The organism is Cedecea neteri (assembly GCF_000758305.1).
Classification (GTDB): domain Bacteria; phylum Pseudomonadota; class Gammaproteobacteria; order Enterobacterales; family Enterobacteriaceae; genus Cedecea; species Cedecea neteri_C.
The window spans coordinates 475,253-488,252 of record NZ_CP009458.1; the positions used below are offsets into that span (position 1 = coordinate 475,253).

Here is a 13,000-nt window from a genome sequence, read left to right on the forward strand (position 1 = left end):
CGTAATTGCCGCCGATAGTACCTTATCTGGCCTGTTGAGTCATAGCGATGAATAGCTTTATACGAAGCGGCAGCCCAGAAGGGCAAACCGCATTTCAAGCGTTACTTCAGTTTGTTAATTTGCTTTACGTCGATTTCAATCGAATTCCAGTCTTTATCCACTTTACCCTGAATTTCCACTGTATCCTGTGGGGTGACCACTTGGCCGTTCCAACGCTTATGATCAATATCTACGTTGATGCTGTCGGTTGCATCGCGGAAAATGTAATCATCGCCACCAATGCGCTGTTCTATTTTGCCGGTCAGCGTCACCCAAGTGTCATCAGATAACGTTTTGGCCTGTTTTACCGTGGTTTTACTCCCCGTTGGGCCCACAAAGCCGCCCTGCTGTATAGGCTGAGTTTGTACCGAGGCATTAGGGTCAACAAACCCACCGGTCTGAGCAGCAAAGAGAGGGGCTGAAGTTAAAGCAATAATGGCAAACAAAGCTGCTGTCTTTTTCATAATCTAATTCTCCTTTCGTTTCTTAGCCCCCATTAAATCGCTTAAATCTTAGCGGGATCTTAATCCCGAGAGTGGAAACTATTTTTTATTGTGTATTTGCGGCCTTGACCGAAGGAGTAGGCTTTTCTGCTGTACACGTAAGGGATTCGGGTATTTACTGCACGCCATAACGGCAGCCACAAGGAGTGCGCCATGCGCCTGTTACTTATTGAGGATGACCCACTGATTGGTGACGGCATTAAAGCCGGATTAATCAAAATGGGGTTTGCGGTTGACTGGTTTAACGATGGGCTTCAGGGGCAAGCCGCACTTGGCCTCGCCCCCTACGATGCCGTAGTGCTGGATCTCAGCCTGCCCGGTATGGATGGTCTGGATATCCTCCGTGCCTGGCGAAAAGAAGGCCACAACGAACCGGTGCTGATTTTAACGGCCAGGGACTCGCTGGACGAGCGGATAGAAGGATTACAGCTGGGGGCGGACGACTACCTTTGTAAACCTTTCGCACTCACAGAAGTCGCGGTTCGGCTGCAAGTGCTCATCCGCCGGGCGCACGGCCACGCGCAGCCGGAACTAACCTACGGAAATGTTGTGCTTTCCCCGGCAAACTATACGGTATCTCTCAACGGCGAGCCCTTGCAGCTGAAGCCCAAGGAGTTCGCCTTACTCGAGTTGCTTATGCGAAACGCCGGGCGCGTGCTACCGCGCACGTTAATCGAGGAAAAAATCTATAACTGGGACGATGAAGTCTCACGTAACGCCCTTGAAGTTCATATTCACCATCTTCGCAAAAAACTGGGCAGCAGTTTTATTCGCACCGTACACGGCATCGGCTATACGTTGGGTGACACATGCTGAACACCCTGACCAAAAGCTTACGCACGCGTCTGACAGTAGGCTTTATCGTACTTACCTTTGCAGCCGCAGCCATTGCCAGTACCACCGCGTGGTATGAAGCCCGCAAATCGCTCAACAAGCTCTTTGATACGCAGCAACTGCTTTTTGCTAAGCGGCTAAGCGTGTTGGATTTCAACACTGCAAACAATACCGATTCACAGCTTCCTCGCAGTAAAAACATACTGAAAAAACATCGAGGTAAACTTGATGATGACACATTAGCCTTCGCCATTTTTACCGTAGACGGCAGGCTTGTGCTCAATGACGGCGACAGCGGTAAAGGGCTGACTTATTCATGGCATAGAGATGGATTTGCTGACGGACGACTCAAAGATGATGACGATCAATGGCGTCTGGTCTGGCTGACAACGCCTGATGGGCATTATCGCATCGTGGTCGGCCAGGAGTGGGATTACAGGAACGATATGGCCCTGGATGTGGTTTCCGCTCAGCTCATGCCCTGGCTAATCGTGTTGCCGCTGATGCTGGCCCTGCTGATTTGGTTAGTCAGTTCAGAACTGGCACCGCTGCGTAAGCTAACGCAAAAACTACAGCACCGTCCTCCGGCCGACAACAGCAGACTGGCGACGCAGGCGCTTCCGCTGGAAGTCAGGCCACTGGTGGAAGCATTAAATCAGCTTTTTGAGCGTACAGAGGCGTTTATGCAGCGTGAAAGGCGCTTCACGTCCGATGCTGCGCACGAACTCCGTACCCCGCTTGCCGCCATGAAGGTACAGGCAGAGGTGGCTCAACTAGCTGAGGATGATACTCAGGTCAGAGCTCAAGCACTAAACCAGCTTCACCACGGCATCGATCGCGCTTCTCGTCTTGTTGAACAGCTCCTTACGCTTTCCCGACTGGACTCCCTGGCTGAACTTAACGATGTGCAAGACGTGTCGCTGCAGACGCTGCTTCAGGAAAACGTGATGGAAGCCTGGCATGGGGCCCAGCGAGAACACATTGATATTCGCCTGCAGATGTTGGAGCAACCGGTGACTCGCCGTGGCCAGCCACTTTTACTCGGGTTGATGCTACGCAATATCCTCGATAACGCCATCCGCTACAGTCCCGCAGGCAGCATTGTGAACGTCGTGCTAAACGAACATAACCTTGAGATTATCGACAATGGACCAGGTGTGAACCCTGAATATCTTGCCTCTTTGGGCGAACGCTTCTTCCGCCCGCCTGGGCAGCTAAAAACAGGCAGCGGGCTGGGGTTGTCAATCGTAAGTCGAATTGCGGCGTTGCACGGTATGCAGGCAACTTTCGGCAATGCAGAAAGCGGCGGCTTTAGGGTTCACATCAGTTGGAACTGAGAGGTTTCAGTCTGATTATTGCTTGTACAGCAAAAGTCTTTGCACATTTTGGTCATTTTTAGACAGCAAGGCGCTCATTATAATGATTGGCAAACGTAATTATTTAAGGGCTAACGATGAGCAACATCCTGATTATTAACGGCGGTAAAAAATTCGGTCATTCTAACGGCCAGCTTAATGACACCATGACTGAAGTCGCGGAAAGCTATTTGCGCGACCTCGGGCATGATGTTCAGGTCACTCGCGCAGACAGCGAATATGACGTTAAAGCGGAAGTCGAGAAATTCCTTTGGGCAGACAGCATCATCTGGCAGATGCCGGGCTGGTGGATGGGCGCCCCGTGGACGGTCAAAAAGTACATTGACGATGTGTTCACCGAAGGTCACGGTTCGCTGTATGCCAGCGACGGTCGTACTCGTTCAGACGCTTCTAAAAAATATGGCTCTGGTGGCCTGATTCAGGGCAAAACCTACATGATATCCCTGACGTGGAACGCACCTTTAGAAGCTTTCACCGAAAAAGATCAGTTTTTCCATGGCGTTGGCGTGGATGGCGTTTATCTTCCGTTCCACAAAGCGAACCAATTCCTGGGTATGGAAGGACTGCCAACCTTTATCGCTAATGACGTCATCAAAGCACCTGACGTGCCACATTATGTAGCAGAATATCGCAAGCATCTGGCTGGTATTTTTGCTTAACTGTTGGCCGGATAACATAAGGAGTTAGTCATGCTGACAGTGATTGCAGAAATTCGCACGCGTCCTGGTTCACACCACCGCCAGGCGGTAATTGCAGCGTTTGAGAAAATTATTCCAACCGTGCTGAAGGAAGATGGCTGCCACGGCTACGCGCCGCTGGTCGATCATAACGCCCAGGTAGCGTTCCAGACTACCGCCCCGGATTCCATCTTCATGCTGGAAAAATGGGAAAGCGTCGCGCACCTGGAAGCGCATCTTCAGACCACACACATGAAAGAGCATAGCGCCCGCGTGAAAGACGACGTGCTGGAAGTGCATATCCGCATTCTCGAAGAAGCCGTGAAGTAACTGGGCATTAGAATGCAAAAAGGGATGGCCTGAGCCATCCCTTTTACGTTTTGGAGAAAAACGATTAGCCCTCAATATCGGCCATATCACCTTTCTCTTGCAGCCAGTTGCGGCGATCTTCCGAACGTTTCTTGGCTAACAGCATATCCATCGTCGCCAGCGTGCGCTGGTCATCTTCATCGCTGATGGTCAGTTGAACTAAACGGCGCGTATTCGGATCAAGCGTGGTCTCACGCAGCTGAAGCGGGTTCATCTCGCCCAACCCTTTAAACCGCTGCACGTTTGGCTTGCCTTTTTTGCGCTTAAGCTGTTCCAGTACGCCGGCTTTTTCTTCTTCATCCAACGCGTAATAAACCTCTTTACCCAGATCGATGCGGTAGAGCGGCGGCATCGCCACGTAAACGTGACCACCTTTTACCAGTGCCCGGAAGTGGCGCACAAAGAGCGCACACAGCAGCGTGGCAATGTGCAGGCCATCGGAGTCCGCATCCGCAAGGATACAGACCTTGCCATAGCGCAACTGGCTCAGATCTTCACTGTCCGGATCAATACCGATCGCCACAGAAATATCATGCACTTCCTGCGAGGCCAGCACTTCGTCAGAAGAAACTTCCCATGTATTCAGGATTTTCCCTTTCAACGGCATGATCGCCTGATATTCGCGATCGCGAGCCTGCTTCGCGGAGCCGCCCGCCGAGTCCCCTTCCACCAGGAAAAGTTCGGTCCGGCTTAAATCCTGCGCGGTACAGTCCGCCAGCTTACCCGGCAGCGCCGGCCCGCTGGTCAGCTTTTTACGCACAACCTTCTTCGCGGCGCGCATACGGCGCTGGGCGCTGGAAATGGCCAGCTCGGCCAGCTGTTCTGCCGCCTGCACGTTCTGGTTCAGCCACAGGCTGAAAGCATCCTTCACTACACCTGAAACAAAGGCAGCACACTGGCGCGAAGAGAGACGCTCTTTCGTCTGGCCAGCAAACTGAGGATCCTGCATTTTGACCGACAGCACATAGGCACACCGCTCCCAAATATCTTCCGCAGAGAGCTTCACGCCACGCGGCAGAATATTGCGGTATTCGCAGAACTCACGCATTGCGTCGAGCAGCCCCTGACGAAGGCCGTTTACATGAGTACCGCCCTGCATGGTTGGGATCAGGTTGACGTAGCTTTCCGTCAGCAGCTCGCCACCTTCCGGCAGCCAGAGCAGCGCCCAGTCAACGGCTTCGGTATCACCCGAAAAATTGCCGATAAACGGCGCTTCCGGCAGAGTAATCAGGCCATTAACGGCTTCGCACAGATAGTCGTTCAGGCCGTCCTGGTAGCACCAGCGCTGCTCGGTATTATTCACCTTATCGGTAAAGGTAATCTCTACCCCTGGGCATAATACAGCTTTTGCTTTCAGCAGATGGCTGAGCCGCGAAACCGAAAAACGAGGGCTGTCGAAGAAGCTTTCATCCGGCCAAAAATGCACGCTGGTCCCGGTATTACGCTTCCCGCAGGTGCCAATCACCTCCAGATCCTGCACCTTCTCGCCGTTTTCAAAAGCGATGCTGTATACCTGAGCGTCGCGGCGGACGGTCACTTCAACGCGTTTGGAAAGGGCGTTAACCACAGAGATCCCTACGCCGTGGAGGCCGCCGGAGAATTGGTAGTTTTTATTCGAGAACTTACCGCCCGCATGCAGACGGCAAAGGATCAGCTCAATGGCCGGGACCTTCTCTTCGGAATGGATATCAACAGGCATCCCGCGACCGTCATCAATGACTTCCAGCGACTGGTCGGCGTGCAGGATGACATCCACGCGCTTGGCGTGACCTGCCAGCGCCTCATCCACGCTGTTATCAATGACCTCCTGCCCTAAATGATTAGGACGAGTGGTGTCTGTGTACATCCCCGGGCGGCGGCGAACAGGCTCAAGCCCGGTGAGTACCTCTATATCATCGGCATTATAGGATTGCGTCATGGTTTATTCATTCAGATAGCGAAACAGGAAATCGGCCGTCAGGCCTCAGCGCAAGCCGAGGAAGTCGACAATCTGTGTGAAATAATCTTCGAAGCCCGTGAAGGCATGATTGCCACCGGGTTTCACCGTCTGGCGGCAGAGCGCGTAGTAGGCTACGGCCTGGCGGTAATCAAGCACCTCATCGCCCGTTTGTTGCAGCAGCCAAATCAAGTCTGGCGCGTCCAACGGGTCAATCTGCATGACTTTCAGATCGTAAATATGGCGTGACTCTAGCACATATTGCTGCCCGGTGTAGGGGTTCTCGTTTTTACCAAGATAGCCCACCAGCAGCTCAAAAGGACGAACAGCCGGGTTAACCACCACCGCAGGCAGAGTAAAGCATTGCGAAAGCCAGGTCGCGTAATAGCCGCCGAGGGAAGATCCCACGATACCAAGAGGCTCTCCTCCGCGCTCAAGCACAAGCGATTCCAGCAGTTCGGAGGCCTCTGCCGGGTACGGCGGTAACTGAGGCACAATCATCTCAATTTCAGGATGATGCTGAGCCAGCCATGCCTTAAAACGGGTCGCTTTTGCGGAGGCCGGAGAGCTATTAAACCCGTGCAGATACAGTAACGCAGGCATCAATAACCCTCAGAAGCCGTGTCAGGACTGAATTTACCGCTTTGCAAACGGCAAACTTCCGTCGTCAGGCTGCCGTCAGGGTAAAGATCGAGCCAGCGCCAACCCGGCTCAATGGTGTCGAGCGTGAAATTGGCACAGTGGGGTTTGAACTGGACGCATGTCGAAGGCGTGGCCAGCATTCTGCGGCCGTTCCAGTCGAGATCCAGTTCCTGATGAATGTGCCCACAAAGCAGCGTTTTCACCTGCGGCCACGGCTTAAGCACGGCATCCAGTGCGGCAGCATTGCGCAGGCTGTGCTGATCCAGCCAGCTACAGCCAGCAGGAAGAGGATGGTGATGAAGCAGAAGTAACGTGTGACGCTCTGGAGCCGCAGCTAGCTGACGCTCAAGCCACTCCAGCTGGAAATCGCTCAGTTCACCGTGAGGAACCCCAAAAACCTGGCTGTCCAGCAGCAAGATTTGCCAGTGGTCACCGATGTAAACGCGCTTGGCCGGGGAAATACCGGCCTCCTGTAGGGCGTTAAACATCGCAGGCTGAAAATCGTGGTTACCCGGTAGCCAAACGCAAGGCGCAGAAATGCGGGAGATCCCTTCAGCAAAGTGCTGATAAGCCTCCACGCTGTGATCCTGGGCCAAATCCCCGGTTGCCACCAGTAAGTCGCAGGCACGCTGTTCGGCGAGAATGGCGGTCAGCACCGCCTGATAGCTCTTCCAGGTATTAATCCCGAGCAGCGTTTCGTTCTTTCCCGCGAACAAGTGGGTATCGGTTATTTGCAATATCCTGATTCGGCCTCCATCGGCCACAGGAAGGGTTAACAGGCTTTCCAAATGGTGTCCTTAGGTTTCACGCACACTTACTACCCACCACACTTAAGCTGCTGATATCCAGGCGGCAGCTCGATTCATTCAGGGTATCAATATCATCCATTTATTCAGGGCGTTGTGCCGTTAGCCGTCCTGATCCCTAAAAAACTAGGTATACACGGGCACGACCATTGCTCCATGCGCTAAACAGTAGCGCAGCCAGTCAGCAAGAAACTGGTTAATTTGATGCTTTTCGTCGCGTTGATGCAACTTTTTATTCGGATAATCATATCGCGCTTTGAAGCGAAAGATCTGCTGGCTTGAACACACTTCCGCGACCATCGCATCGTGATACAGCCTGACCGACATTGACGGCAGGCTCCAGTAGCTCACCGCGGGCTGCGTTTGTTCAATTTCCACCAGCGTTGTATAACGCGTTGATTCTGAGATAGTTAAGCGATATCTGGCGCTATTAACCTGATAGGTTACCGTTTCACCCACTGCATCATTTTTTGGCAACAGGCGGCGCAGCTGCGCGAAGTTGGTTTCGCACAAACGCATCATTTCGGGGAAGTCAGGGGTATAGCGCTTCATAATCAGTGGTTCCACTCTTTTCTTAGTTGCTCATAATGCAGCTGCAGCCATTGCAAAGCGATGACCGATGCCGCGTTGTCGATGCTCCCCTCTTCGACACACTGGTAAGCCTGCTCCCGGCTGACCACATGAACACGAATATCTTCGTTTTCTTCCACCAGGCCATGAATACCTTTGGCCTGAGTGGCATCCACTTCGCCGACTAAAATAGACAGCCGTTCGCTGGTACCGCCAGGACTGGCTAAATAACTTAGAACCGGTTTGGTCCGGCCCACAGCAAGGCCTGCTTCTTCTACGGCTTCACGGCGCGCAACATCTTCTACGCTTTCACCTTCTTCAATCATGCCGGCGATCATTTCCAACAGCCATGGGGTTTCACTGGTGTCCCAGGCGGCAATACGAATCTGCTCTATTAGCACGACTTCATCGCGCACAGGGTCATAGGGTAGCAGCACCGCAGCGTGACCGCGCTCAAAAATTTCGCGCTTCACTTCGCCACTCATTTCGCCGTTGAATAAACGATGGCGAAAACGATAAAGATCGAGTGAAAAAAAGCCACGATAAAGCGTTTCCCGTGCAATAATTTCTACATCCTTTTTGGCGAAAGTAGCCGCAAGCTTTTCTGACTTATTCATAAATGATGTCCTGATGGCAAATGGGCGCTGGCCGGGCGATTTCAACCCTGCTTAACTGCCCTTTCAATTTTGATGTGGTAGATTGGTGAAAATTAAGGTAGATGGCACTTTACGCCAACCTGCCCGGCTGACGGAATCTGTAGAATCGGCGATCATCTTTGACTCCTGTCGGCGTTAAACAAAATAATTCTGCTTCACAACAAGGAATGCAAATGAAGAAACTGCTCCCCATTCTTATCGGTCTGAGCCTAACGGGTTTCAGCGCCATGAGCCAGGCAGAAAACCTGCTGCAGGTTTATCAACAGGCCCGCACCAGCAACCCGGACCTGCGTAAATCCGCTGCTGACCGTGACGCCGCATTCGAAAAAATTAATGAAGCTCGCAGCCCGTTATTGCCACAGCTGGGTCTGGGTGCAGATTACACCTACGGCAACGGTTTTCGCGACTCTAATGGCATTAACTCCAACACGACCAGTGCAACATTACAACTGACGCAAACCATTTTTGATATGTCGAAATGGCGCGCACTGAGCCTGCAGGAAAAAACCGCAGGGATTCAGGACGTCAGCTTCCAGACCGATCAACAGTCTCTGATTCTGAACACGGCCACAGCCTATTTTAACGTGCTGAGCGCCATTGACGCGCTTTCTTATACTGAAGCGCAGAAACAGGCCATCTACCGTCAGTTGGATCAAACCACTCAGCGCTTTAACGTAGGCCTGGTTGCTATCACTGACGTGCAGAACGCCCGCGCGCAGTACGACACCGTACTGGCGAACGAAGTTACCGCCCGTAATAATCTGGACAACGCGGTGGAATCACTGCGTCAGGTCACCGGGAACGACTACCTGAGCCTGGCGTCCCTGAATGTGGACGGTTTCAAAACCACCAAGCCAGATGCAGTCAACAACCTGCTCAAAGACGCTGAGAAACGCAACCTTAGCCTGCTTCAGGCTCGCCTGAGCCAGGATCTTGCACGCGAACAAATTCGTCTGGCTGAAGACGGCCACCTGCCGACCCTGAGCCTGAACGCGTCCAGCGGCGTCACTAACAGCAGCTACAATGGTTCTAAAACCGGGAGTAACTCGGCGTATGACAACAGCTACAAAGGGCAGAACCAGGTTGGCCTGAGCTTCTCCCTGCCGCTGTACCAGGGTGGCCAGGTTAACTCTCAGGTTAAACAGGCTCAGTACAACTTTGTGGGTGCCAGCGAGCAGTTGGAAAGCGCGCACCGCAGCGTCGTCCAGACCGTGCGTTCTTCCTTTAATAACGTGAACGCCTCTATCAGCACCATCAACGCTTACAAACAGGCCGTTGTGTCTGCGCAAAGCTCCCTGGATGCGATGGAAGCCGGTTACTCGGTCGGTACCCGTACTATCGTTGACGTGCTGGATGCGACCACTACGCTGTATAACGCCAAGCAGCAACTCTCCAGCGCGCGTTATAACTACCTGATTAACCAGCTGAATATCAAATCAGCGCTGGGTACGTTGAACGAGCAGGATCTGATTGCGCTGAACAACACGCTGGGCAAACCGGTTTCAACCTCTGCGGACAGCGTTGCGCCGGAAACCCCAGAGCAGGATGCCCGTGCAGATGGCTACAACACTACGCCAGCAGCCACATCCACTAAAGCGGCCCATGCCACTCCGGCAGCGGCCACCAGCGGGAAAAAAGCGAACCCATTCGCTAATTAATCGCCGGAATGCCAACGAAAGGGGCGTATTTTTACGCCCCTTTTTTTCTGCCTCGCGTTTGAACGTAAGGCAACGTAAAGATCTCCTGCCAACAGGCCTACATCGCTTCATTTTCAACCGCTCATCCCCTATCCTTAGCACCAAACCTACTGGGCTCAGGACTGATTAAATGAAACGGACAAAAAATATAAATCATTCATCGTTCCGCAAAAGCTGGAACGCACGCCATTTAACGCCGGTGGCGTTGGCTGTCACCGCCGTCTTTATGCTGGCCGGCTGTGAACAAAGCGACGAAACCGTCTCTATGTACCAAAACGCGGACGACTGCTCGCAGGCAAACCCGAGCAAAAGCGCGGAATGTACCACCGCCTATAATAACGCTCTGAAAGAAGCCGAGCGCACTGCACCGAAGTACGCTTCCCGTGAAGCCTGCGTTGCCGAGTTTGGCGAAGGCCAGTGCCAGCCAGCGCCTGCTCAGGCAAGCCTTGCCGGTGAAAGCCAGGCTCAGGCTCAACCGCAGCAAAGCGGCAGCTTCTGGATGCCGCTGATGGCGGGCTACATGATGGGCCGTCTGATGGGCGGCGGCGCGGGCTTTGCTCAGCAGCCGCTGTTTACCTCAAAAAACCCGGCCAGCCCGGCTTACGGCAAGTACGCCGATGCCAGCGGTAAAAGCTACGGCGCGGCCACCCCTGGCCGGACGACAACCGTCCCGAAAAGCGCGATGGCACCAAAACCTGCTACAACCTCAACGGTGACTCGCGGCGGTTTTGGTGAGTCAGTGGCCAAGCAATCCACCATGCAGCGCAGCAGCGCCACCTCCGGCAGCAGCCGTTCGATGGGCGGCTGATAAATCATGGAAAGAGTTTCTATCGTTGAGCGCCCGGACTGGCGCGAAAAAGCCACGGAATACGGCTTCAATTTCCACACCATGTACGGGGAGCCGTACTGGTGTGAAGACGCTTATTACAAACTCACTCTGGCTCAGGTTGAACGCCTGGAAGAGGTGACCGCCGAGCTGCATCAAATGTGCCTGCAGGTTGTGGAAAAAGTGGTGGCCAGCGATGAGCTGATGGCCCGTTTCCGCATTCCAAAACACACCTGGGAATTTGTTCGCCAGTCATGGCGTAGCCAGCAGCCCTCCCTTTATTCCCGCCTGGATCTGGCGTGGGACGGCGTCGGTGAACCCAAGCTGCTGGAAAACAATGCCGATACGCCAACGTCGCTGTACGAAGCGGCCTTCTTCCAGTGGATCTGGCTCGAAGATCAGGTGGCTGCGGGCAACCTGCCCGCAGGCGCAGACCAGTTCAACAGCCTGCAGGAAAAGCTGATTGAGCGTTTCGCCGAACTGAAGCAGCAGCATGGCTTCAATCTGCTGCACTTTGCCTGCTGCCAGGACACAGTCGAAGATCGCGGCACCGTGCAGTATCTGCAGGACTGCGCTGCCGAATCTGACGTCGCCAGCGAGTTCCTCTTTATCGAGGAAATTGGCCTCGGGGAGAAAGGTCAGTTTACCGATCTGCAGGATCAGGTTATCAGCAACCTGTTCAAGCTCTACCCGTGGGAATTCATGCTCCGTGAGATGTTCTCTACCAAGCTGGAAGATGCGGGCGTGCGCTGGTTAGAGCCAGCCTGGAAAAGCATTATCTCCAACAAAGCCCTGCTGCCGATGCTGTGGGAGATGTTCCCTGGCCACCCTAACCTGTTGCCAGCCTATTTCGCCGAAGATAACTTCCCGCCGATGGAAAAATACGTCGTGAAGCCGATCTTCTCTCGCGAAGGCGCCAACGTGAAGATCATCGAGAATGGCCAGGAGATCGCGCGCGTTGACGGGCCATATGGCGAAGAAGGCATGATCGTCCAGCAGTTCTATCAGCTACCAAAATTCGGCGACAGCTATACGCTGATTGGCAGCTGGTTGATTAACGATCAACCTGCCGGGATCGGGATTCGTGAGGATCGCGAGCTTATTACGCAGGATCTTTCCCGTTTCTATCCGCATATTTTTGTTGAATAAACGTTGAAAAAGGCGCCGAAAGGCGCCTTTTCTTTATCCCACCACAACCGACAGCATACTCAGCGATCCCATCTCTATACCGTCGACCGGGATCGTGATCGGCTCTTTGCCGTCCCACGCGCCCAGCACATAAAGCAGCGGCAGGAAATGCTCCGCCGTCGGGTTAGACAATGAGCCGCCTTCATGACTGAGATAGTTCACCAGTGGATGCTGTTCCGCAGGCCCCTGCCAGGTCAGGTTCGCTTTAACATAGTCGTTAAACGACTCGGCCCATGGGTAAGGCGTATTTTCACCGTGCCAGCGTGCCGTGCGCAGGTTATGCACCACGTTACCGCTCGCCACCAGCATAATGCCCTTGTCACGTAGCGTGGCCAGTTTACGGCCAATCTCCAGATGCCAGGCTGTTGGCTTCGTGCTGTCGATACTCAGCTGCACCATCGGGATATCCGCATTCGGGTACATCTTAATCAGCACGCCCCAAGAGCCATGGTCAAAGCCCCATGCCTCTTTATCTAACGCAACCGGCGTTGGCGCCAGCAGATCAACCAGCTGCTGAGCCAGCTCAGGTGAACCGGGTGCCGGGTAATGCGTGTCATACAGCGCCTGCGGAAAACCGCCAAAGTCGTGGATCGTTTTCGGCGCTTCCATCGCAGTCACGCCCGTTCCACGGGTGAACCAGTGGGCCGACACCACCACAATCGCTTTTGGCCGCGGCAGCGTTTCGCCAAGCTGGGCCCAGGTGCGGGTATAGCGGTTATCTTCCAGCACGTTCATCGGGCTACCGTGGCCAAGGAACAGCGCGGGCATACGTGGGCTTGTCATGATGGTGTCCTTAAATGGCTAAGATTTAATACACACAGATTACGCCCAATTTTTGTGGGAAGAACTCAGATAAGCATGATGATGATCATCAGAAATTT

The 13,000-nt window shown here is 53.6% G+C and carries 14 protein-coding genes; 7 read left to right on the top strand and 7 right to left on the bottom strand.

The genetic code is table 11. From position 1 onward, the window contains the following. Window positions 1-101 precede the first annotated feature (101 nt). Window positions 102-503, bottom strand: a complete 402-nt coding sequence (locus LH23_RS02140) for a YgiW/YdeI family stress tolerance OB fold protein (protein ID WP_039287810.1) — start codon at window positions 501-503, stop codon at window positions 102-104. Between the two features lie 192 nt (window positions 504-695). On the opposite strand from LH23_RS02140, the gene qseB reads away from it, so the two are divergent. The 4 genes from qseB to LH23_RS02160 all read left to right on the top strand — a co-directional run bounded on the left by qseB (window position 696) and on the right by LH23_RS02160 (window position 3,759). After that, the gene (gene qseB / locus LH23_RS02145; protein ID WP_039287812.1) at window positions 696-1,358 is read left to right on the top strand and encodes a quorum sensing response regulator transcription factor QseB; all 663 of its coding nucleotides are present in this window, start codon (window positions 696-698) and stop codon (window positions 1,356-1,358) included. Further along, window positions 1,352-2,713 carry a quorum sensing histidine kinase QseC gene (qseC, locus tag LH23_RS02150; protein ID WP_039287815.1) on the top strand — a complete coding sequence of 454 codons (1,362 nt, stop codon included), beginning with the start codon at window positions 1,352-1,354 and terminating at the stop codon, window positions 2,711-2,713. The genes qseB and qseC overlap by 7 nt, the downstream gene beginning before the upstream one ends. 116 nt (window positions 2,714-2,829) lie before the next feature. Next, a complete protein-coding gene (locus LH23_RS02155) occupies window positions 2,830-3,411 on the top strand; it encodes an NAD(P)H-dependent oxidoreductase (RefSeq protein ID WP_039287817.1) in 582 nt (193 codons plus the stop codon). A 30-nt stretch (window positions 3,412-3,441) separates the two neighbouring features. Next, window positions 3,442-3,759, top strand: coding sequence for a putative quinol monooxygenase (locus tag LH23_RS02160; protein ID WP_039287822.1), 318 nt, complete (start codon window positions 3,442-3,444; stop codon window positions 3,757-3,759). 64 nt (window positions 3,760-3,823) lie between these two features. On the opposite strand, the gene parE is transcribed toward LH23_RS02160, so the two are convergent. The 5 genes from parE to nudF all read right to left on the bottom strand — a co-directional run bounded on the left by parE (window position 3,824) and on the right by nudF (window position 8,369). Further along, window positions 3,824-5,716: a DNA topoisomerase IV subunit B gene (parE, locus tag LH23_RS02165; RefSeq protein WP_008460924.1), complete on the bottom strand. Its 1,893-nt coding sequence runs from the start codon at window positions 5,714-5,716 to the stop codon at window positions 3,824-3,826. A gap of 45 nt (window positions 5,717-5,761) precedes the next feature. Further along, window positions 5,762-6,337 carry an esterase YqiA gene (yqiA, locus tag LH23_RS02170; RefSeq protein WP_039287825.1) on the bottom strand — a complete coding sequence of 192 codons (576 nt, stop codon included), beginning with the start codon at window positions 6,335-6,337 and terminating at the stop codon, window positions 5,762-5,764. Continuing rightward, a complete protein-coding gene (cpdA, locus tag LH23_RS02175) occupies window positions 6,337-7,164 on the bottom strand; it encodes a 3',5'-cyclic-AMP phosphodiesterase (protein ID WP_039287827.1) in 828 nt (275 codons plus the stop codon). The genes yqiA and cpdA overlap by 1 nt, the downstream gene beginning before the upstream one ends. A gap of 144 nt (window positions 7,165-7,308) precedes the next feature. Continuing rightward, on the bottom strand, window positions 7,309-7,734 hold the full coding sequence (locus tag LH23_RS02180) for a DUF1249 family protein (RefSeq protein WP_039287829.1): 426 nt from the start codon (window positions 7,732-7,734) through the stop codon (window positions 7,309-7,311). Window positions 7,735-7,736: 2 nt separating this feature from the next. After that, entirely contained in the window at window positions 7,737-8,369 is a 633-nt protein-coding gene (gene nudF, locus LH23_RS02185; RefSeq protein WP_039287831.1) for an ADP-ribose diphosphatase, read from the bottom strand. 212 nt (window positions 8,370-8,581) lie between these two features. On the opposite strand from nudF, the gene tolC reads away from it, so the two are divergent. The 3 genes from tolC to LH23_RS02200 all read left to right on the top strand — a co-directional run bounded on the left by tolC (window position 8,582) and on the right by LH23_RS02200 (window position 12,080). Continuing rightward, a complete protein-coding gene (gene tolC, locus LH23_RS02190) occupies window positions 8,582-10,066 on the top strand; it encodes an outer membrane channel protein TolC (protein ID WP_039287833.1) in 1,485 nt (494 codons plus the stop codon). A gap of 169 nt (window positions 10,067-10,235) precedes the next feature. Next, a complete protein-coding gene (locus tag LH23_RS02195; protein ID WP_008460913.1) occupies window positions 10,236-10,913 on the top strand; it encodes a DUF1190 family protein in 678 nt (225 codons plus the stop codon). Window positions 10,914-10,919: 6 nt separating this feature from the next. Continuing rightward, window positions 10,920-12,080 carry a glutathionylspermidine synthase family protein gene (locus LH23_RS02200; RefSeq protein WP_039287836.1) on the top strand — a complete coding sequence of 387 codons (1,161 nt, stop codon included), beginning with the start codon at window positions 10,920-10,922 and terminating at the stop codon, window positions 12,078-12,080. 33 nt (window positions 12,081-12,113) lie between these two features. Here the strand turns inward: LH23_RS02200 and ygiD are convergent, their stop codons facing one another. Next, entirely contained in the window at window positions 12,114-12,902 is a 789-nt protein-coding gene (gene ygiD, locus LH23_RS02205) for a 4,5-DOPA dioxygenase extradiol (protein ID WP_039287838.1), read from the bottom strand. Window positions 12,903-13,000: the final 98 nt, after the last annotated feature.

Coding starts and splice junctions, on each gene's coding strand:
- nudF (WP_039287831.1), bottom strand. CDS start 8,369: ATGAATAAGTCAGAAAAGCTTGCGGCTACTTTCGCCAAAAAGGATGTA.
- ygiD (WP_039287838.1), bottom strand. CDS start 12,902: ATGACAAGCCCACGTATGCCCGCGCTGTTCCTTGGCCACGGTAGCCCG.
- tolC (WP_039287833.1), top strand. CDS start 8,582: ATGAAGAAACTGCTCCCCATTCTTATCGGTCTGAGCCTAACGGGTTTC.
- LH23_RS02180 (WP_039287829.1), bottom strand. CDS start 7,734: ATGAAGCGCTATACCCCTGACTTCCCCGAAATGATGCGTTTGTGCGAA.
- qseC (WP_039287815.1), top strand. CDS start 1,352: ATGCTGAACACCCTGACCAAAAGCTTACGCACGCGTCTGACAGTAGGC.
- parE (WP_008460924.1), bottom strand. CDS start 5,716: ATGACGCAATCCTATAATGCCGATGATATAGAGGTACTCACCGGGCTT.
- LH23_RS02200 (WP_039287836.1), top strand. CDS start 10,920: ATGGAAAGAGTTTCTATCGTTGAGCGCCCGGACTGGCGCGAAAAAGCC.
- LH23_RS02155 (WP_039287817.1), top strand. CDS start 2,830: ATGAGCAACATCCTGATTATTAACGGCGGTAAAAAATTCGGTCATTCT.
- qseB (WP_039287812.1), top strand. CDS start 696: ATGCGCCTGTTACTTATTGAGGATGACCCACTGATTGGTGACGGCATT.
- LH23_RS02160 (WP_039287822.1), top strand. CDS start 3,442: ATGCTGACAGTGATTGCAGAAATTCGCACGCGTCCTGGTTCACACCAC.
- LH23_RS02195 (WP_008460913.1), top strand. CDS start 10,236: ATGAAACGGACAAAAAATATAAATCATTCATCGTTCCGCAAAAGCTGG.
- LH23_RS02140 (WP_039287810.1), bottom strand. CDS start 503: ATGAAAAAGACAGCAGCTTTGTTTGCCATTATTGCTTTAACTTCAGCC.
- yqiA (WP_039287825.1), bottom strand. CDS start 6,337: ATGCCTGCGTTACTGTATCTGCACGGGTTTAATAGCTCTCCGGCCTCC.